Below are 19462 nucleotides of genomic sequence, written 5' to 3' on the forward strand. Positions count from 1 at the left end.
CGAGGGGTTTAAATGAGTTATTCACAGCAAGCACTTGACCAGCTAGAACGTGGTCAACTTGATGATTTTAAAAAAGCCTACGCTAGCGCCTTACGTCACGATGATGACGACACGCTCTATAGTTTAGCCGAGGAGCTGTATTCACTTGGCTTTTTGAACCAGTCGAGACGGATATACGAAAAGTTACTTAAAGCTTATCCCGAGGAAGATGATTTGCGGGTCAACTTAGCTGACGTATTAATTGATGATGATAAAAACGATGAAGCGCTGGCCCTGTTAAACGACGTGTCGGCCGATTCACCAGCGTACGTCCGGTCACTGATGGTGGCAGCTGATTTGTATCAGACCCAGGAACTTTTTGAAGTCAGTGAACAAAAGCTGCTGGAAGCTTTAAAGTTAGCGCCTGATGAGCCAGCCATTCAGTTTGCACTGGCCGAGCTGTATTTTGTGATGCGTGAATTTAAAAAAGCCATCCCACTATACCTTGATTTGATCAAACAGGGGATTCCTGAGTTTAGTGCCGTTAATTTGGTGGAACGAATCGGTGTCGCCTACGCCAATGCCGGTAGATTTGAGCAGGCAATCGGCTATTTGAAACAAATTCATTCGGGCGATATGACGCCTGACGTGAAGTTCGAAACGGCGTTTACCTACTTACAATTAAAGGACTACAAACCAGCTATTACGTTATTTGATGAATTAAAGGAAACTGATCCGCACTATACGAGTCTATATCCTTACCTCGGGCAAGCTTTGGTAGCTGAGAATCGGCTAGATGATGCCTTAAAGGTCTTACAGGAAGGATTGGGTGTTGACCAGTATAACGAGAAACTCTGGTCTTACGCGGCCGATATTGCCGCTAGGGTAGAGGATGAGTCATTGACTGAAACGTACCTGAAAAAGGGACACAGCCTTGATCCTGATGATTTAGATATCGTCATTAAGCTATCTAATCTTTACGTCAAGCAAAGCCGTTTCCAGGATAACGTGGACTTTTTGACTGATTATGTGGGCCAGGATAATCTGGACCCACAGTTGTACTGGAACTTGGCAACTTCGTATGCGCGTTTAGAGAAGTATGATGAAGCGAACCGGTACTATCAAGCTGCCGCACCATACTTTATGGATCAGGCTGACTTCTTGAAGCCGGCGGTCTATTTCTTCCGTGAAATGGGTGAACGCGACCAAATGCTGAAAATGCTGCAAGCCTATGTGAAGGTTGTACCAGATGATGCTGAAATGGCTGAAATGCTGGCGAACGAAGAAGAGAATGATTTTTAGATTGGACGATAAAAAGTAGTTGTGCCATAAGTCTAAATCGACAAGAATTTCATTTAATTTCTTGACGTACACGCCTTCTATAATCACTACTTAAATCTAGCCTTAACCTGCTCTACAACTCAGGTTTCGGCCATATAACACAAACGACGCCATCCCGATAAAGCCCATCGGAATGACGTCGTTTGTGTTATATTCTGGAATCTAACGAGTTATGTCGCACTTTCTTTTTTGATAAACACCAAAAAAGTGTGTTGGTACGTGAGATTTGTGATAGGCTAATCATGGGTTACAAGTTTTGAAAAATGGCGATTGGGGGAGTATGGAAATGATGATTGAAAAGAAACATTATAAGATGTATAAGAGTGGACGCAATTGGCTGTTTGCTGCCATTACCGTTTTAACGATCGGTGCTAGTGGCCTGTTAGGGGTACAGGCTAGTGCCGAGACTCAGGCAGCTGCAACAACAACAACGACGCAAGCAGATCAGAGTTCACAAACAGGCTCGAGTTTAAGTGATAAAGCTGGTGACTCAACCGGATCAACGCCAGATAAATCGACTGGGGATGCAAGTACTGGTGCTACTTCAGCGCTGCCACCAAAGAGTGACACTACAACTCAAAAAGTTGGCGTTCCAACGGCTGGGGTTACCCAGTGGGACAGCACTGCCAAAGTGACTTTGCCAGCAGCTACCACAACGACTGGTGATAACACCGCAAACATTAATCAAGATCAGAGTACACCAAAGACGAGCAATGCGACATTAGCGGTTAAGGATGCCAACAGCTTTAATCTGGACTACACCATTACCAATCCAAGTAAAGACACCGCAACGAAGATCTTTTCGGATTTTCTGTTGCCAAAATTCTTTGACCATTCAACTACTGCGCTAGTTCAAAATGATTTTGACATTCCTGCTTTGATTCAGAGCCAACCAAACTTGGAATTTACTTTTTCAGTCAATCCTGATGACCCTGGGAATTATGATTCATATGATGCCATAAAGGCTGCAAATCCGGACTTTACGCCTAGTCAACTACTGGCCATTTACATTCAAAGTAGTGCGCTTGGCAAGGGTGAAAGTTATACATTGTCGGTGCCAATGACTATTGCGAACGCTGAAGAAGTCGCTAAAGCATCCACTGGCAATGACTTTCAGGCTGCTGTCTATAATTATAAACTCAATAAGGCCGCCAATGGTTTTGATGTAACAGAGTCAAACCTGGACTTTACGGTAGCTGCTCCGAAGCCGGTAACACCAGTGCAACCCGTGCAACCAACTGGACCACAGACCGTTTCTGGACCGACCACAGCACCTGCTACGCCATTAACAACACCGACGCAATTAGTTGGCACCGATGATGACGCGGCTAACACAGCTAAGACGCCTGATGATCAGACGTCAAACAGCAGTGATCAAGGTGCGGCTGTTTCTGACCAAAAGGCTAGTGGCAATTCAGCTGCTGGCAACCAATCAGGCGACACGGCTAATCAAGAATCGACCACTGGCAGTAACGTTAGTCAGGGTAGTGTGACAACCAGTCAAAATGCTGGGACGGCGGGTGCCAACGGGGCGGTAAAAGGTGCTACGCAGTCTGAGAACGCTCAGAGTACTAACCAACTGCCGCAAACCAGTGAATCGGCATCTCAGGCGAAGGCTGCAGCTAGTCTTGGTATCTTTGGCCTGTTGAGCATCTTGGGATTAGCCAAACGGCGTAAATTGAACTAATCGATATTTTGATTAACTAAAAGGGGAGCGTTGCGCGAATTGCGCAGCGCTTTTTGTATCTCCTTAATAATGAGTTATTAATAAAAAGTTACTTTAACTTATTAAATAAAACAAAAAAACACGCCCCTAACGAGCGCGTTTAAAGAGGCCATGTGTTGGCCGTGAGTAGGTAAAGCCTTCACCGATGGCTTCATTCACGTCAAAAATGGTCATGAAGGCATTTTTATCCAAGTCGCTGACAATCATTTGCAGTTCATGGAGTTCGCTAGGACTAACGACAACGTAAAGCATGGGGCGATCCTGATGTGAATAACCGCCTTCTCCGTGCAGAATGCTGACACCACGCTGCATAACGGTCATAATCTGATCAACGATTTCGCGCGACTTTGTGCTGACGATCAGGACACCCTTGGCTGCGTAAGTCCCGCTTAAAATAAAATTAACGAGGCGGGAGAAGACGTAGGAGTATAGAACCGTATAGGCGACATGCCGGATATCAATGTACACTAAGGAACAGAGCAAAACGACAATGTCTAGCCATAGCAGTGTTTGGCCCATGGGAATGCCACGGAAACGTTCGAAAATTCGGGCGATAATATCAGTCCCGCCAGTGGTACCGCCGAAACGATAGAGTAATCCGCTGCCGGCACCGCCAGTAATACCGGCTCCCATGGCAGCTAAGAACAGATCGTGGTGTAAATCAATGTTCAGCGGTACGCGTTGCCAAATCCACAGGAATGCTGAGAGCATAAAAGTCCCATACAGCGTATAGATGATGGCTCGGCGGCCTAAAAAGCGGTAGCCAAACAAAATCAAAGGAATGTTAATTAAAATGGTTGAGTAGGCGGGGTTAAAATTGAACAGTCCCTTTAAAATCAGTGTCACACCGCTAATGCCGCCGTCTGCCAGTTGATTTGCAATGTTAAAAACGACAAGTGCAAAGGCGTAGGCTGCACAGCCAACGGTAATCATGAGCAGATCCATGACCCGAATCTTTTCTTCAACGTTATTTGCCAAACTGATCCCCCCAATAAGTGATTCATTGCCGATAAAGTGTTAACAATTTCTCATAATTATCATAGCATATTAACTTCATGCGCGGTTGGTTATACCAAGGATATCTGGTAAAATTAAATAGACTGAAAATAGAAGTTGATGCATAACTCAGATAAAAGGGTCGATCAAAATGAAAATTGAAACACTACCAGAAGAATTTATTAAGGCACAGCCAATCATCGATACGATTGAAGCTGCTGGCTACGAAGCCTATTACGTCGGTGGTTCTGTGCGTGACACCCTATTAGGCTTGCCGATTCATGACGTCGATATTGCCACAAGTGCTTATCCAGAAGAGGTTAAATCCTTGTTTAACCGCACAGTGGATACCGGAATTGAACACGGCACCGTCATGATTTTAGACCACGGTACCGGTTACGAAACGACGACTTTTAGAACGGAATCTGGGTATCAGGATTATCGCCGGCCCGATTCAGTGAAGTTTGTTCGGTCGTTAAAAGAAGATTTGAACCGCCGAGATTTCACGATTAACGCCTTGGCATTGAAAACAGATGGCACAATCATCGATTATTTTGATGGCCTGACGGACTTGAAAAATCATCGGATTCGCGCGGTGGGGGATCCTGAAAAGCGGTTTAATGAAGACGCACTGCGCATGATGCGGGCCGTTCGGTTTGCGAGTCAGCTGAACTTTAAGATTGATTCCGAAACCATTGCTGGAATTGAACACCACGGCAGTTTATTGACCAAAATAGCAGTGGAACGCATTCACGTCGAATTCGTTAAAATGCTGTTGGGCCAGTGGCCGGCCATGGGACTTGACGTCTTTATGGAGACGGGTTTATACCAATACTGTCCGGACTTTAAGGCTTATAGTGACCAGCTTGATCAGCTGCGAAACAAGTTAAAAAGTGGCTTGAGTAACGAGACGGCCGTGTGGAGTTTAATCGCTGCCACTTTTAATTTATCATGGCAACAGATCAATCAGTTGCTCAAACATTGGAAATCAGCAAATCAGCTCATCGAGGATGTCCAAACAGCTACCAAAGCCGTTCAGGCGATTTCAACACAGTCTGTTGACGCTTGGGTGCTTTATCAGACTGGCAAGGAGCTGCTGGTCATCGCCAATGAAGTGGCTTACAAATTAGGTGAGTCATCATATGAAACGACCGCTTTAATTGCACAGTATGACGCCTTGCAGATTCACTCTAAAAAGGCTCTGGCTATTACTGGTCAAGACCTGATGGCAGCTGGCGTCAAGCCCGGTCCACAACTAGGCCAAGCACTGAATTATCTGGAACGTCAGGTAGTTGACGGGCAATTAACCAATCAGAATCAAGTGCTGTTGAGCACAGCAATTAACTACTTAAACGAGAAAGCGTGACCAAATGCAAACATTAAGAGCAGAAGGGTTGACCCGGACTTATGGCGAAAAAACGCTGTTTGATAAGGTTGATTTTATCATTAACGAAAATGATCGAATTGGATTGATTGGAACCAATGGTAGCGGTAAAACGAGCTTATTGGATACCTTAGCTGGGTTGGCACAATATACCGGCGATATCATTACGCCAAACGATTATGCCATTGCTTATTTAAAACAGGAACCAGAATTTGACGACCAGCAGACCATTATGGATGCTATTTTTTCTGGCTCACAAAAAGTCTTCAAAATTATTCGGCGCTACGAGGATACGTTAGCTGCTTATAGTGAAGACCCAGAAAATCAAAAGAAACAGCAGCAGTATATGGATGCTGAAGCCCAAATGAATGAGGCTGACGCTTGGAATGCTGAAAGCGACGTTAAAACCATTTTGACACAGCTGCACATTACTGATCTTAATCAGCAAATGGGGACTTTATCAGGTGGTCAGCGGAAACGGGTTGGCTTAGCCCAAGTTTTGATTCAGGCACCCGACTTGTTGCTGCTTGACGAACCAACCAACCATTTGGACTTTGATTCAATTGACTGGCTTGAAAATTACTTGGCAAACTACAAGGGCGCTTTACTAGTTGTTACCCATGACCGTTATTTCTTGGATCAGGTTGCTAACCATATCTGGGAATTGTCCTTTGGAAGGCTCTTTCACTACGATGGTAATTACCAAGATTACGTGGGTCAAAAAGCGGAACGAGTTGAACAAGAAGCTAATGCCGATCACAAGCAGCAGCAACTTTATAAACAAGAATTAGCCTGGATGAAGGCGGGGGCTCATGCCCGTTCAACGAAGCAGCAGGCGCGGATCAACCGGTTCAATAAAATCAAGGAAAATATGGGTACAACGCCCACTGAACAAGATGTCTCTATCGATTTAGGTCAAACACGGTTAGGTAAGCAAGTAATCGAGCTTAAAGATGCGACTCTAAGATTAGATGATCACTTGATTCTAAAGGATTTCAATCTCTTGATTCAAGCGGGGGATCGTATCGGGATCTCCGGCGAAAATGGTGCCGGAAAATCAACGCTCCTAAACGTGATGGCGCAACGACTACCGCTTGATTCCGGTATCGTTACGGTGGGTGAAACAGTCAAAATGGCTTACTACACCCAACGCACGGAGCTGATTCCCGATGACAAACGGATCATTAACTACCTCAGTGAAGTTGGTAATAATGTCACCGATAAAAATGGTCATTCAATTTCCGTTTCTGAATTACTGGAGCAATTCCTGTTCCCACGATTCATGCACGGCACCCTGATTCGTAAATTATCCGGTGGTGAAAAGCGCCGGCTGTACTTGCTGAAACTGTTGATGGAACAGCCCAACGTCCTTTTCTTGGATGAACCGACTAACGACTTAGATATTTCGACGCTAACGGTACTTGAAGATTACATTAATCACTTTAATGGCACTGTCATTACCGTGTCCCATGACCGTTATTTCCTAGACAAAGTCGCTGATAAGTTGCTGATTTTTGATGGCAACGGTAAAATTGAGCGTTATAGTGGCTTATTTACTGACTTTTTGGCTGCTCAGAAGAAAACCCAGCCAAGTAGCAAAAAGACTGCACCTAAACCGGTATCGACACCATCAGCACCAATTAAGCAGGAGAAAACCAAGCTGACCTACAAGGAACAGCTGGAGTGGGATGGTATCGAGGACGAAATCGATGCTTTGGAAAACAAAAAGGCTGATTTGCAGTCAAAAATGACCCAAAATGGCGATAATTATGATAAATTAGCTACATTACAAGCTGACTTCGAAGCAACGGACAAGAAGCTTGACGAAAAAATGGCCCGTTGGGATTATTTAAGTCAGTACGTTGAATAGGGATAGGAGAGAGTGATCAATGTTAGAAGACGCATATTTAAACATGGAACGCTATGTTTTGGAAAACGGTCATCGTAAATCCGACCGAACGGGAACGGGCACCATTAGTGTTTTTGGCTACCAAATGCGGTTTGATCTTAGTCAGGGATTCCCATTGCTGACGACCAAAAAAGTGCCCTTTGGCTTGATCAAAAGCGAATTACTCTGGTTCTTACACGGCGATACGAACATCCAGTTTTTACTCAAACACCACAATCACATTTGGGATGAGTGGGCGTTTAAAAACTTTGTCGAATCATCGGACTACCATGGCCCAGACATGACTGATTTTGGTCGTCGCTCATTGGTAGACGATGCCTTTAACGAAACCTATAAGCAAGAAAAGGAAGCCTTCTGTCAGCGAATTGTTGCAGATGATGATTTTGCCGCCAAATACGGTTCCCTAGGGAACGTCTACGGTGCGCAGTGGCGGGCATGGCAGACGCGCAAGGGTGAGACAATCGACCAAATCAGTAACGTTTTGGACACTTTGCGGACCCATCCGGATTCACGGCGTATGATCGTTTCAGCCTGGAATCCGGAAGATGTTCCTGGCATGGCAATTCCACCTTGCCACACGATGTTCCAGTTCTACGTCAACGACGGTAAATTAAGCTGCCAGTTATATCAGCGGTCTGCTGACATTTTCCTTGGCGTGCCATTCAACATTGCCAGCTATGCTTTACTGACGAATTTGATTGCCAAAGAAGTCGGCTTAGAACCTGGTGATTTTGTGCACACGTTTGGTGACGCACATATTTATAGCAATCATATTGAACAGGTAAAGACTCAGCTATCCAGAACGCCAGCTGCAGCACCTCAGCTGGTGCTGAACCCTGATAAATCCAGCATTTTTGATTACGGTATGGATGATATCAGTGTGACCAATTATCACCCGGCACCAGCTATTAAAGCACCGGTTGCAGTTTAGGGGTGATTTCATGATATTTATCTGGGCAGAAGACCAGCAGCACGCGATTGGTCATAAAGGTCAGCTGCCATGGCATTTGCCAGCTGACATGGCTTTTTTTAAGCAAAATACCATTGGTAAGATGCTGATATCTGGCAGCCGAACATTTGCCAGCTACAAAAAGCCCTTACCGCATCGTAAAAACATTGTGTTAACGTCGCGCACTGCAACTGATTATCCTAGTGGCGTTGAAGTCCTGCACAGTGCTTCTGAAGTCGTTACTTATGAACAGGCGCATCCGGACGAGACGGTTATCATTAGTGGTGGTGCACGCGTTTTTAAGAGCCTGTTGCCCTACGTTGATACCCTGTTACGCACTCGGGTGCTGCACAAATTTAAAGCAGATACTTACATGCCGGAGATTGATTACAGCCGATTTAAATTAGTTGAATCGACTGCCCACGAACCAGATGAGAAAAACCCGTATGGTCTGGTTTTTGAACGTTGGGAACGACGCTAAACTTAAAGACGAGTAAAAAATTGCTGATTAGAAACGATTCTTGTTCTAGTCAGCAATTTTTGTATTCCGGGCCAGTGCTGGTCACTCATGTTCTTCTAATGATTCGATGTACAGTTTAATTTATGCAAAAGCGTTAATATTTTTTGTTTAAGCGTCATCCACTTAAATTGCTGCTGTATCAGCAATTTGTGGCCTGTTCAAACTAAATATCTTGAATTAAATGATTAGAAATTCAAATTTATTGTTGACGGATAGTGAGTTTTTGATTATAGTTAACACATTCACTAAGCAAAACAAATTCTGACAGGAGGTTACATGACATGAAAAATTCAAACGTTCAACAACTTAATGTAACCTCTGCTCGTCAGAATTTAGTCTTATTATTAAAAACCAAGGACGCAACTATGAGTTAGTAGCCAAGCTATTAACTAAATAAAGTTGAGCCCTTATTAGTGCGTTTTTAATGATGAGGGCTTAATGATTAATTTCTGACTTTAGACCTCATTCATTAAATTGAATGAGGTTTTTTTATTGCTTTGACACAAGGAGGGAAGTTAGTCAGGCAAACCGCATCATACATACAAAACTAAAACACAGACGAAAGTAGGAGAAACTTATGAAGAAGAAAATGATTAAACGTGTCACAGGAATCGCAGCTATTGCAATGTCAGCCGTCATCTTTGCGGGGTGTTCAACCGCTAAGACAACCAGTCAAGGCAATGATCAAACGGGCAAAACCGTCAAGATTGGGGTCAACCTTGAATTGTCTGGTGCAGCCGGTGGTTACGGGAACCAAATGAAACAGGGGATTCAGATGGCAACTAAAGAAATCAATGACAAGGGTGGCGTGAACGTTAACGGTAAAAAGAAGAAAATTCAACTTGTAATCAAGGATAACAAGACTTCAACGAGTACATCCGCTTCAGTAGCCGCACAGCTTGTTAATAACGATAAAGTCAATGCCATTATTGGGACTGCCACAACCAATGCCGGTACCGCAGCCATTCCAAATGAAACCAAAGCTAAAGTACCTGCACTAAGCCCATCCGCTACTGATCCAAACTTCACTCTTCAAAAGAACGGTAAGGCACAGCCTTATGTCTTCCGGGCATGTTACCAAAACAACTTCCAAGGTGGTACCGGTGCGAAGTTCATTTACAACAATTTGAAAGCTAAACGGGTTGCTGTTCTTGGTGACAACTCAACTGATTATGGAACTGGCCTGGCCAAAGCCTTTAAAGCTCAGTACAAGGGTAAGGTCGTTGATACACAGTACTTCTCAGCAGGTGATAAAGACTTTAACGCTATCCTAACATCATTTAAAAATAAAAAAGTCAATGCCATTTACGCACCAGGCTACTACTCAGAAATCGGTCTGATCATCAAACAAGCCCGTCAAATTGGCTTGAACGTGCCAATCGTTGGTTCAGATGGGATGGCCGATGCCAAACTGGTTCAAATTGCTGGCGCCAAGAACGCTTCTAACATTTACTACACCACACCATTCTCACGGACCGTTGCTGAATCTAACCCAACTGCTGCTAAGTTCTTGAAGGCTTACAAAGTTCAGTACCACACTGATGCACCTACCTTCTCAGCATTGGCATACGATTCAACTTACATGATCAAGCAAGCAATCGAAAGTCAAAAGTCAGCCAACTCCGTTAAAATCACTCAGGGTCTTGCCAAAATCAAGAACTTTGATGGGGTTACCGGTAAGATCACCATCGATAACAAACATGATGCTGATAAGCCAATCGCCGTTGAACACTTGAACAATGGTAAGGTTGTTGATTCAACTCAAATCAAGTAATGAAACACTGAGCTTCCCATTCGGGGGCTCTCGTGAACAGGTCCAAGCGGCCTGCTGACGAGGGCTTCCAAGTTGGAACTCGAATACATAAAGGAGGATGACATCTTGACAACACTCTTTCAACAATTGATAAACGGCCTTTCGCTAGGCAGTATCTACGCGCTGCTGGCTCTGGGCTACACCATGGTTTATGGGATCATCAAACTGATCAATTTCGCTCATGGTGACATCTATATGCTGGGTGCTTTTTGGGGCTATTACACCATTAATTTTTGGCATTTTAATTTTATTTTCGCCCTGTTATCCGCTATGGTTGTTTGCGCAGCGGCCGGCGTGATTATTGAATACTTTGCTTACCGGCCACTTCGACACGCACCAAGAATTACCGCTTTAATTACCGCAATCGGGGTCTCTTATTTCTTGGAAAATGGGATGTCGTACTTATATGGTGCTGATACGCGGGACTTTCCTCAAGTCATCAAACAGGTAAATTACAATCTGTGGGGTGTGCGAGTTTCAAACATTCAAATTTTGATTTTAGTTACCGCTTGTCTGTTGATGGTCATGCTGCAGCTGATTATCAAGAAGACCAAGATGGGCCGGGCCATGCGGGCTGTTTCCGTGGATCCGGACGCTGCTGAACTGGTAGGGATCAACATTAACCGAACGATTTCATTTACCTTTGCGCTTGGTTCATCAATGGCCGGTGCCGCTGGGGTATTGATTGGCCTGTATTACAACTCCATTGACCCGTTGATGGGGATGACACCGGGGATCAAAGCCTTTGTTGCTGCCGTCGTTGGTGGGATTGGCTCCGTGCCAGGGGCTTCACTAGGCGGTTTCTTGATTGGCTTGCTGGAAACTGCAGTTCAATCTGTTGGCCTTTCAGCTTACAAAGACGCTGCGGTTTATCTGGTGCTGATCATTATTCTGCTAGTACTGCCTGCAGGGATTTTCGGCAAAAACGTCAAAGAAAAGGTTTAGGTGATTATTTTGAAAGCAAACTTGAAATATAATATTTGCTGGCTCATTTTGATGGTCGCTGGCTTTTACTTGATGAATGCGTTGATCTTGGTTGGGGTGATCGATTCCTTCCTTGAAAATATGGTGGTGACTATTGGGATTAACATTATTTTGGCCGTTGGCTTGAATCTGGTCATTGGCTTTGCTGGCCAATTTTCCCTTGGTCACGCTGGGTTTATGGCGGTTGGCGCATACGCTACTGCGATCATCATCAGTAAAACACCGACAGCTGGTGCCTTCTATGCATCCATTATCGTGGGTGTGGTCGTGGCCATTATTGCTGCCTTGATCGTTGGGATTCCAACTTTGCGCCTGCGCGGTGACTACTTAGCCATTGCCACAATGGGTGCGGCAGAAATTATCCGAATCATTATCAATAATCTGAAGATTACTAACGGCCCTTCTGGGATGTTTAACATTCCGCAATTTGCTACTTGGCCAGTGGTTTACACCATGGTCTGCATCACAACGATTATCATCGTCAACTTTATCCATAGTCGTGGCGGGCGGGCAGCATTAGCCGTTCGTGAAGATGAAATTGCAGCCGAATCGATGGGAATCAACATCTTTAAATGGAAGCTGGCCGCTTTTGTCTTGGGTGCTGCAACTGCTGCTGTGGCAGGTTCGATGCAGGCTTCTTATCTACAAACGATTGCGCCAAACAACTTTAACATTATGGAGTCCATTGCAATTTTGATTATCGTGGTTCTTGGTGGTGTTGGCAGTATTACAGGTAGTTTTGTCGCTGCTACTATCTTGGGCGTTGTGGACGCCGCACTGCAAAGCTTTGGTGCGCTGCGTATGGTGATCTACGCGCTGGTCTTGATCCTTATCATGATCTTCAAGCCATCCGGTATTATGGGCTCCCGAGAGCTATCATTTAAACGACTCTTTAGTCGAAAGAACAAGAAGGTGGGTGCAAAATCATGACAACTTTGCTAAACGTCGAAAATCTCGTGAAAAACTTCGGTGGGCTGACCGCGGTTTCTGATGTGGATATGCACCTGAACGATGATGAATTGGTTGCGTTGATCGGTCCTAATGGGGCGGGGAAAACAACGCTGTTTAACTTATTGACTGGCGTTATCGTCCCCAGTTCCGGGTCGATCACCTTTAGAGGGACTGACGGTGTGATTCCCCTTAACGGGATGAAAACTTATAAGATTGCTAACCTTGGGATGGGCAGAACGTTCCAAAATATTCGGTTGTTTAAAGAACTGACCGTGCTGGATAACGTCCTCATTGCCATGACGGCGCATTATAAAGAAAACTTTATCCAATCCGTCTTTCGTTTTCCAAAATTTTATCGAACAGAAGCGCAGATTCGCAAAGAAGCCATTGAACTGCTCAAAATTTTTGATCTGCAAGACGATGTGGATAAATTAGCCAAGAATTTACCCTATGGGATTCAACGACGACTAGAAATTGTCCGCAGTTTGGCCATGAAGCCGAAGATCCTTTTCTTGGACGAGCCCGCAGCCGGTATGAATCCGGAGGAAACAGCAGATTTGACCCGCCTGATTCGACAGGTTCAACGTGATTTTCACATTACCGTTCTGCTGATTGAACATGATATGTCGTTGGTGATGAATTTGGCGTCACGAATTTACGTTCTGGACCACGGCTCACTGCTGGCTGAAGGCACACCAACCGAAATTCAGCAAAATGACGCGGTTATCAAAGCTTATTTGGGAGAGGAGGCCTAGCGATGGCGATGCTTGAAGTCAACAATCTTGCCGTGAACTACGGCGTGATCAACGCTGTAAAAGGCGTGAGTTTTAAAATTAACGAAGGCGAAATTGTGTCGTTGATCGGTGCTAATGGTGCCGGTAAGACCACGATCCTCAAAACGATTTCCGGGCTGCTGAAACCAGTCAGCGGGACAATCAGTTATGAAGGCAAAGAACTGCAGAAACAAAAAGCACCGAAAATCGTGGCTGCTGGGATTTCCCAGGTGCCAGAAGGCCGGCACATTTTTCCAGGAATGTCCGTCAGAGAAAATCTCCAAATGGGGGCCTTTCTGCAGAATAATCGGGCTGAAATCGCCAGCAGTTTTGAGACGGTGTATTCCCGATTTCCAGTGCTCAAAGAGCGCATCGACCAGGATGCTGCTACCTTATCTGGCGGTGAACAGCAGATGTTAGCCATGGGCCGGGCATTAATGTCTAAGCCTAAACTACTCCTGCTGGACGAGCCTTCAATGGGACTGGCACCCATTTTTATTAATGAAATTTTCGATATTGTCAAAGCAATCAAAGAGCAAGGAACCACTGTGCTGCTCATCGAACAAAACGCCAAAAAAGCACTGTCAATTGCTGATCGTGGTTATGTACTGGCCAGTGGTGAAGTGAAAATGACGGGAACAGGCCAAGAGTTATTGGCTAATCAAGACGTGCAAAAAGCATACTTAGGAGGTTAGACAATGAGTGTTGCGGATTATATGACAGATAGATTGATCACGGTATCACCGGATACCAAAATCAACATGGCAGTCAGCGTGATGAAGGAAAATCAAATCCACCGGTTACCGGTGATCGATGGTGATCAATTAGTTGGTCTGGTCACTGAAGGAACCATTCAAGCGGCTTCACCATCGAAGGCCACCAGTTTATCCATTTATGAGGTGAATTACCTCCTCAATAAGATGACCGTTGGCGAAATTATGGAAAAAGAAGTTAAGACGATCTCTAAGGATGCGCAGCTAGAGGATGCCATTTCCACCATGCGCCACAATGATATTGGTGTTTTACCGGTCATGGATGACAAACAAGTAGTGGGGATCATTACCACCAACGATGTCTTAGATGGGTTCCTCGACATCACTGATTACTTTGTGGACGCCACCGTGGTACAAGTGATGATTGAACACGACCGCAAAGGGGTTATTTACGAAATTGGCAAGATTATGGCGGATAATGGGTTTAACATTCAAACTCTGATTGTGACTCGTAATCTTGGACCAATCATGATTGAAATGCACGTAGATAAGACCGACAGTGCGGCAATCAAGCGAGCTCTAGAAGATGCAGGTTACGATGTTCGGTTAGTAACGAGTCAAAAAGTAAATGACTAACAAAAGAAGCGATAAATTCCAGTTAGTGGAATTTATCGCTTCTTTGATTTAACCATTTAAGTTAAGCGTATAGCAAGATTGAGAAGTACATTAAAGTCGTGCCCAAAAGCACAAATAGATGCCAGATGACATGACCGAACTTGATACCCTTAAAACTGTAAATAACGGCACCCAGCGTGAAAGAAACGCCACCGAGGACCAGTAATGTGAAGCCCTGAACGCCTAGGCCGTTGAAAAGCTGTTTGAAACCTAGAACACAAAACCAGCCCATAATCACGTATATGACAGTGGAAAGTTTTTGAAATTTACCCAGCCAAAGGCATTTGTAGATAATTCCCAGAATGGCCATGGCCCAAATCACACCAAAAATGACCCAGCCCAGTGCGCCCTTAATGACGACTAAACAGTATGGCGTATAGGTTCCGGCAATCAGCAAGTAAATGGCGCAATGGTCAAAAATTTGAAACAGGTGACTGGCTCGGGTGAAATACAGACTGTGAAACAGGGTCGAAGCCATGTAAAACAGCACTAGGATGGCACCATAAATACTGTAAGCGGTGATCCTCATAGCGCCGCCTTCATGAACACCGCGAATGATCAGCAGCACGAGCCCGGCAATGCTTAGGCCAACACCAATACCATGGGTGACTGAATTAAGCACTTCATTGATGATTTGATACCGTCTTGATTCGGTTGAATGAGAATTAAGTTGTTTCGAGTGGATCACGGGGAAATCCTCCTTGTAAAAAAAGAATGAGGGTGCATGGGTAACGCGTTAATATTCTTTAAAATATGCCGTTAGCAAGCGCTTTAGCGCCTTGTTACACGGTGGTTCATCTGCTATACTATTATCGAATCGTTTTCATGCACTGAAATTAATTGTAGCATGAAAATACCTACAATGGGGAAGAAAGCGTGGTTATAATCAATCATGGCAACTGTCAAAATCGTAACTGATTCATCCGCTGGGTTAACCGATGAAGAAGTTGAAAAATATCATATTACAATCGTGCCGTTAACGGTCATGATCGATGACGTGGTTTATGTCGAACGCCACACCATCACTAATGAAGAATTTATTGATAAAATGGAACATTCCAAGGTGTTCCCAAAGACGAGTCAACCGCCACTAGGCGATTTCATCAAAGTTTTTGATGAATTGGGTGCTGACGGCAGTCCGATTGTTTGCCTAAACATGTTAGAAGCAATCAGTGGTACTGTACATACAGCTGAACAGGCTGCCAAGATCTCAAAGTCTGATGTGACCGTTGTCGATAGTGGCACCACTGATCGGGCGCTGGCCTTCCAGTGCATTGAAGCAGCGAAAGCAGCTGAACAGGGCGCATCGGCCGAAGAAGTCGTCGCCGTTACCAAGAAGGTTCAGAAAAACACCCGTTTGTACATGGGCGTGATGACCTTAAACAACCTGGTTAAGGGTGGCCGGATCAACAAAATGACGGGTGCCATTTCTTCATTATTGAACATTAAGATCGTCCTTCAAGTTGGGAATGGTGAATTAAACATCCGTACCAAGGGTCGTGGCATGAAGACCATCGACCGGTTCTACGATAAAGTTTATGAACAAATGAAAAACACGCCAAACATCAAAGCAATTGGTATCTCTCACGTGCATGCTGAGGGAATGGTGGACGACATTGTCAAGCACCTCAAGCCAATGTTTCCTAACATCGATATTTTGGTTCGTGAAACGGTACCGATTATCGCGACCCACGGTGGTCCGGGTGCCTTTGCACTGGTTTATTACTTTGACGACTAAATGTATCGTGTGGTAACAACAGTTGAATTTGATACCGGACAGACAAAATGAGATGGCTCAGTTGACCATCTCATTTGTTATTTACTCGGTCGGGTAACTAATAGGAAGATAAGTCTAGACTTAGTAAAGGGGTTATAGTATGCAGCACTTTTTTAAATGGTTTTCAGCCGTGCTGGTCATCATGATCATTGTCGGCGGTGGGTGGTTTTGGCTTCAGCACCAGCCGGGTTCCAAGAACCTCAGCCAAAGAAAACCAATTGTTCAAAAAACGGTTAGAGTTGTAGGAGTGGGTGATTCACTCACTCAAGGCATTGGTTATGCTGATGATCATAAGGGCTATTTACCCTTGCTGAAAAAGCAGTTAAAACAAACCTATTACGTTAAGCCTCAGACTGCTAATTTCGGTATTGGTGGTGAACGCAGCGATCAAATCGATCACCGCGTTCAAACTAGCCAAAAGCTGCGGCGCTCATTACGGCGAGCCGATGTGATCGCGGTAACCGCTGGCGGCAATGACTTATTACAGGCACTGGAAAAAAATATTATGGTCAATAATGATGCGCAGATGACCAATCATTTGGCACCGTTAAAAACGGCTTATCAGCAAAAATTGACCCAGTTGATTGCTGACGTGCGGGAAGTTAATCCGCATGCGCAGATTTATCTTTTTGGCATTTACAATCCCGTGTACGTGTATTTTACTAATGCAACCATGATCACAACGGCTGTGAATCAGTGGAATCAGGTTAATCGTGAGGTTGCTGAAGCGCAATCACAAACGCATTTTGTTAACATTGATTCAGTCCTTTCTTTTGGGCAGTATCAATCGGCTAGCGCCCAAGCCAAATTAAAGGCTGAAAATCGGCAAAATGACCAAGCTTTCGTGGATCCCCAAAAAGTTGAAAAGCTACTCCAGACACAGGACAGCAAAGAAAAGAACGCTTACTTATCCACTGAAGATCATTTTCACCCGAATAAAAAGGGTTATAATGTGATGGCGTCTAAATTAAATCGTCAGATTCAAAGTAACGTTAATTGGCATAAAAGATAAGGATAGATTTTGAGGTGATGTTTTGAATACAGGTAGTCGTCAAGAACAAGCAGTTAATAACAGAAAACGGAACCCCTGGAAATGGGCGTTTATCGCGCTCGTTGCCATTTTACTGGTGGGGATTGGGACGGTTGGTATCAAGCTGTTTTCAGCACCCAATCAAAATGCGGCAGAACCAGCAGCACCGGTAGAAGCAGCCAGTTTTAACGTGAGTTTAAACAAGCAGCAGCTTAACGCAATGGCTGCCTATTATCTCGATCATTTCCAAGCTGAAAGTAAGCAGAAAGTTGATTACCAGTTTGAGGTTCATCATGATGCCGTATTAACCGGTCAAACCAAACTTTTAGGCTTGCCCGTTAACTTTGGTCTGTCATTGACACCAACGGTCTTAAAGAATGGTAACGTGCAGTTAACGGCTAAAAAATTAGCGGTTGGGCAGTTAAACGTGCCGGTCAGTGCCGTTTTAAGCTATATTAAAGCACAGTATAATTTACCTCAGTGGATCGAATTAAACGTTCATCAAAAAACAATCACGATGAATCTACAGCATTTTAGAACGAACGGTGTTCAGTATCGTGCCGAAAAAATCAATATGAACGGTGCCGGTCAGTTTGAATTTAAAGTGCTGGTGCCAAAGCCTAAAAACTAACGCGTAAAGGAGTGATCATTAATGCGACAAAGTTTTTACCAATTTTTGATGACACAGCGTAATCCTGAAGACTATGAACCAGTGGCTGAGTTTGCTAACAATGCGTTTTATGATCAGGCTTTTCCAAAGCAGGAAACGCGTTTCGACACACTGTCAAAGTACCTGGAAGAAAATGCGAGTTACTTACCGTCAATGACGGTGTTTGATGAGGCTTGGCAAATGTATTTGGAGCAGGATTAAACGTTGATGACTCATTTACATTAACAAACATTAATATGAGTGGGAGGGATTCTTTTAGAATGCAATTGGGAAACGAAAACAACAAAGCGCTTTATAGTCATTTATTCGGCCGCGGTTGGGCTCAAGCGATGGTACGAAAAGGTGCAATTGATGAATTAGTCAGTCGTGCTAACGGTGGTGATCATGAAGCTGCTGATTACTTGAGACAGTATGAAAACAAATTGGATCAGGCGAAGCGACCACTACTGTTCATCAAATATAAATTCAATCGGTAATTGTATGCATAACCCCAAGGAGCAACCACCCGTTTTGGTGGTCGCTCTTTTGCTGTTGAATCAATATTTTGGCTTGAAACTGACGGCTCAACCTTTGTGTTACGTTGCTTAAAGATGTTAAAATACAGGGATGGTCAAGTGGCTTTTACACGGCCATAGACATTTTTAAATGACAGCAATAATTAAATCGGACGACGTGCCCATAATTGAAAGAGCATATGACATATTTTGGGCACATTTAGGCAGTTAGTAAAAAGCAAGACGCTGAAACCCTTGCTATTAAAGGAGTTAGAAGACATGGCGACTATTCAATGGTTGAACGGTAAGCATAAATAAAAACAATCAAAAGAATGAAAAAATATTTCTCTTTCAGAAGTTCAAGTCAGCTATGAACCCGTGCTATTGCGGGTTCTTTTTCTACCAAAAGTCAAGCACTTCAAGCTTTTTCATTGCTTATTGAATGGTAGGTTGTTAAATATTGGATACACTTAAATAAGCCTATCCTCTTGCCAATTTTTTTAGGACATACTAGGCTAAAACTTAGTTATGCTGGTGTGTTGTGGCAACAGTATAATCATAGGTTTGATTCGTTAGAACCAAATGGTGAATTGTGGATATTAGACGATCCATTGCACCGATTGTGATCTTTTTCGTCCCCTTAGACGAGAGAGATCTTTTGGCTCTTTGACAACTGTTGTTGGTAAATTTCTTAAATTAGTTCTAATCACTATTTTGTGATTAGGACTTTTTTAGTTTTGATGTGCAAGGTATAAAGTACTCTTACTCTAAATTTCCG

General features: G+C 44.1%; 19 protein-coding genes. 17 read left to right on the plus strand and 2 right to left on the minus strand.

Annotated features, from left to right (window positions below; translation table 11 throughout):
- Window positions 1-12 precede the first annotated feature (12 nt).
- On the plus strand, window positions 13-1281 hold the full coding sequence (locus IWT5_RS10445; protein ID WP_089109900.1) for a tetratricopeptide repeat protein: 1269 nt from the start codon (window positions 13-15) through the stop codon (window positions 1279-1281).
- Window positions 1282-1606: 325 nt separating this feature from the next.
- Complete coding sequence (locus IWT5_RS10450; RefSeq protein WP_159459324.1) at window positions 1607-3007, plus strand: KxYKxGKxW signal peptide domain-containing protein; 1401 nt, start codon at window positions 1607-1609, stop codon at window positions 3005-3007.
- Window positions 3008-3133: 126 nt separating this feature from the next.
- Here IWT5_RS10450 and IWT5_RS10455 read toward each other — a convergent pair whose 3' ends face one another.
- Complete coding sequence (locus tag IWT5_RS10455) at window positions 3134-3991, minus strand: YitT family protein (protein WP_089109917.1); 858 nt, start codon at window positions 3989-3991, stop codon at window positions 3134-3136.
- A gap of 202 nt (window positions 3992-4193) precedes the next feature.
- Here IWT5_RS10455 and IWT5_RS10460 point away from each other — a divergent pair, with 202 nt between their 5' ends.
- The 10 genes from IWT5_RS10460 (at window position 4194) to IWT5_RS10505 (ending at window position 14674) form a co-directional block, all read left to right on the plus strand.
- Window positions 4194-5408, plus strand: coding sequence for a CCA tRNA nucleotidyltransferase (locus tag IWT5_RS10460; protein ID WP_089109902.1), 1215 nt, complete (start codon window positions 4194-4196; stop codon window positions 5406-5408).
- 4 nt (window positions 5409-5412) lie between these two features.
- Window positions 5413-7296, plus strand: coding sequence for an ABC-F family ATP-binding cassette domain-containing protein (locus IWT5_RS10465; RefSeq protein ID WP_089109903.1), 1884 nt, complete (start codon window positions 5413-5415; stop codon window positions 7294-7296).
- A 19-nt stretch (window positions 7297-7315) separates the two neighbouring features.
- Window positions 7316-8266, plus strand: a complete 951-nt coding sequence (locus IWT5_RS10470) for a thymidylate synthase (RefSeq protein ID WP_089109904.1) — start codon at window positions 7316-7318, stop codon at window positions 8264-8266.
- Between the two features lie 10 nt (window positions 8267-8276).
- On the plus strand, window positions 8277-8765 hold the full coding sequence (locus tag IWT5_RS10475; protein ID WP_089109905.1) for a dihydrofolate reductase: 489 nt from the start codon (window positions 8277-8279) through the stop codon (window positions 8763-8765).
- 616 nt (window positions 8766-9381) lie between these two features.
- Window positions 9382-10578 carry an ABC transporter substrate-binding protein gene (locus tag IWT5_RS10480; RefSeq protein ID WP_089109906.1) on the plus strand — a complete coding sequence of 399 codons (1197 nt, stop codon included), beginning with the start codon at window positions 9382-9384 and terminating at the stop codon, window positions 10576-10578.
- Window positions 10579-10683: 105 nt separating this feature from the next.
- Complete coding sequence (locus IWT5_RS10485) at window positions 10684-11562, plus strand: branched-chain amino acid ABC transporter permease (protein WP_089109907.1); 879 nt, start codon at window positions 10684-10686, stop codon at window positions 11560-11562.
- 9 nt (window positions 11563-11571) lie between these two features.
- Window positions 11572-12531, plus strand: coding sequence for a branched-chain amino acid ABC transporter permease (locus IWT5_RS10490; RefSeq protein WP_089109918.1), 960 nt, complete (start codon window positions 11572-11574; stop codon window positions 12529-12531).
- A complete protein-coding gene (locus tag IWT5_RS10495) occupies window positions 12528-13307 on the plus strand; it encodes an ABC transporter ATP-binding protein (protein WP_089109908.1) in 780 nt (259 codons plus the stop codon). Before IWT5_RS10490 ends, IWT5_RS10495 begins: the two co-directional genes overlap by 4 nt.
- Before the next feature lie 2 nt (window positions 13308-13309).
- The gene (locus tag IWT5_RS10500) at window positions 13310-14020 is read left to right on the plus strand and encodes an ABC transporter ATP-binding protein (RefSeq protein ID WP_089109909.1); all 711 of its coding nucleotides are present in this window, start codon (window positions 13310-13312) and stop codon (window positions 14018-14020) included.
- A gap of 3 nt (window positions 14021-14023) precedes the next feature.
- Window positions 14024-14674, plus strand: coding sequence for a CBS and ACT domain-containing protein (locus tag IWT5_RS10505; protein WP_089109910.1), 651 nt, complete (start codon window positions 14024-14026; stop codon window positions 14672-14674).
- Between the two features lie 61 nt (window positions 14675-14735).
- Here IWT5_RS10505 and trhA read toward each other — a convergent pair whose 3' ends face one another.
- Window positions 14736-15401: a PAQR family membrane homeostasis protein TrhA gene (gene trhA / locus IWT5_RS10510; RefSeq protein ID WP_225360276.1), complete on the minus strand. Its 666-nt coding sequence runs from the start codon at window positions 15399-15401 to the stop codon at window positions 14736-14738.
- Between the two features lie 204 nt (window positions 15402-15605).
- On the opposite strand from trhA, the gene IWT5_RS10515 reads away from it, so the two are divergent.
- From IWT5_RS10515 to IWT5_RS10535, 5 genes are all read left to right on the plus strand, one after another.
- Window positions 15606-16451 carry a DegV family protein gene (locus tag IWT5_RS10515; protein WP_089109911.1) on the plus strand — a complete coding sequence of 282 codons (846 nt, stop codon included), beginning with the start codon at window positions 15606-15608 and terminating at the stop codon, window positions 16449-16451.
- A gap of 139 nt (window positions 16452-16590) precedes the next feature.
- The gene (locus tag IWT5_RS10520) at window positions 16591-17502 is read left to right on the plus strand and encodes a GDSL-type esterase/lipase family protein (protein ID WP_089109912.1); all 912 of its coding nucleotides are present in this window, start codon (window positions 16591-16593) and stop codon (window positions 17500-17502) included.
- 22 nt (window positions 17503-17524) lie between these two features.
- A complete protein-coding gene (locus tag IWT5_RS10525) occupies window positions 17525-18151 on the plus strand; it encodes a YpmS family protein (protein WP_089109913.1) in 627 nt (208 codons plus the stop codon).
- A 21-nt stretch (window positions 18152-18172) separates the two neighbouring features.
- Window positions 18173-18391, plus strand: coding sequence for a YozE family protein (locus IWT5_RS10530; protein WP_089109914.1), 219 nt, complete (start codon window positions 18173-18175; stop codon window positions 18389-18391).
- Window positions 18392-18450: 59 nt separating this feature from the next.
- Window positions 18451-18666, plus strand: coding sequence for a hypothetical protein (locus IWT5_RS10535; RefSeq protein WP_089109915.1), 216 nt, complete (start codon window positions 18451-18453; stop codon window positions 18664-18666).
- The last annotated feature ends 796 nt before the right edge of the window (window positions 18667-19462 follow it).

It is taken from the genome of Secundilactobacillus mixtipabuli, assembly GCF_002217925.1.
In the GTDB taxonomy this organism is placed as follows: domain Bacteria; phylum Bacillota; class Bacilli; order Lactobacillales; family Lactobacillaceae; genus Secundilactobacillus; species Secundilactobacillus mixtipabuli.

Bases quoted from the DNA above. Each gene is read 5' to 3' on its own strand.
- IWT5_RS10445 (WP_089109900.1), top strand. From the start codon at position 13: ATGAGTTATTCACAGCAAGCACTTGACCAGCTAGAACGTGGTCAACTT.
- IWT5_RS10450 (WP_159459324.1), top strand. From the start codon at position 1,607: ATGATGATTGAAAAGAAACATTATAAGATGTATAAGAGTGGACGCAAT.
- IWT5_RS10455 (WP_089109917.1), bottom strand. From the start codon at position 3,991: ATGGATCTGCTCATGATTACCGTTGGCTGTGCAGCCTACGCCTTTGCA.
- IWT5_RS10460 (WP_089109902.1), top strand. From the start codon at position 4,194: ATGAAAATTGAAACACTACCAGAAGAATTTATTAAGGCACAGCCAATC.
- IWT5_RS10465 (WP_089109903.1), top strand. From the start codon at position 5,413: ATGCAAACATTAAGAGCAGAAGGGTTGACCCGGACTTATGGCGAAAAA.
- IWT5_RS10470 (WP_089109904.1), top strand. From the start codon at position 7,316: ATGTTAGAAGACGCATATTTAAACATGGAACGCTATGTTTTGGAAAAC.
- IWT5_RS10475 (WP_089109905.1), top strand. From the start codon at position 8,277: ATGATATTTATCTGGGCAGAAGACCAGCAGCACGCGATTGGTCATAAA.
- IWT5_RS10480 (WP_089109906.1), top strand. From the start codon at position 9,382: ATGAAGAAGAAAATGATTAAACGTGTCACAGGAATCGCAGCTATTGCA.
- IWT5_RS10495 (WP_089109908.1), top strand. From the start codon at position 12,528: ATGACAACTTTGCTAAACGTCGAAAATCTCGTGAAAAACTTCGGTGGG.
- IWT5_RS10500 (WP_089109909.1), top strand. From the start codon at position 13,310: ATGGCGATGCTTGAAGTCAACAATCTTGCCGTGAACTACGGCGTGATC.
- IWT5_RS10505 (WP_089109910.1), top strand. From the start codon at position 14,024: ATGAGTGTTGCGGATTATATGACAGATAGATTGATCACGGTATCACCG.
- IWT5_RS10515 (WP_089109911.1), top strand. From the start codon at position 15,606: ATGGCAACTGTCAAAATCGTAACTGATTCATCCGCTGGGTTAACCGAT.
- IWT5_RS10520 (WP_089109912.1), top strand. From the start codon at position 16,591: ATGCAGCACTTTTTTAAATGGTTTTCAGCCGTGCTGGTCATCATGATC.
- IWT5_RS10530 (WP_089109914.1), top strand. From the start codon at position 18,173: ATGCGACAAAGTTTTTACCAATTTTTGATGACACAGCGTAATCCTGAA.
- IWT5_RS10535 (WP_089109915.1), top strand. From the start codon at position 18,451: ATGCAATTGGGAAACGAAAACAACAAAGCGCTTTATAGTCATTTATTC.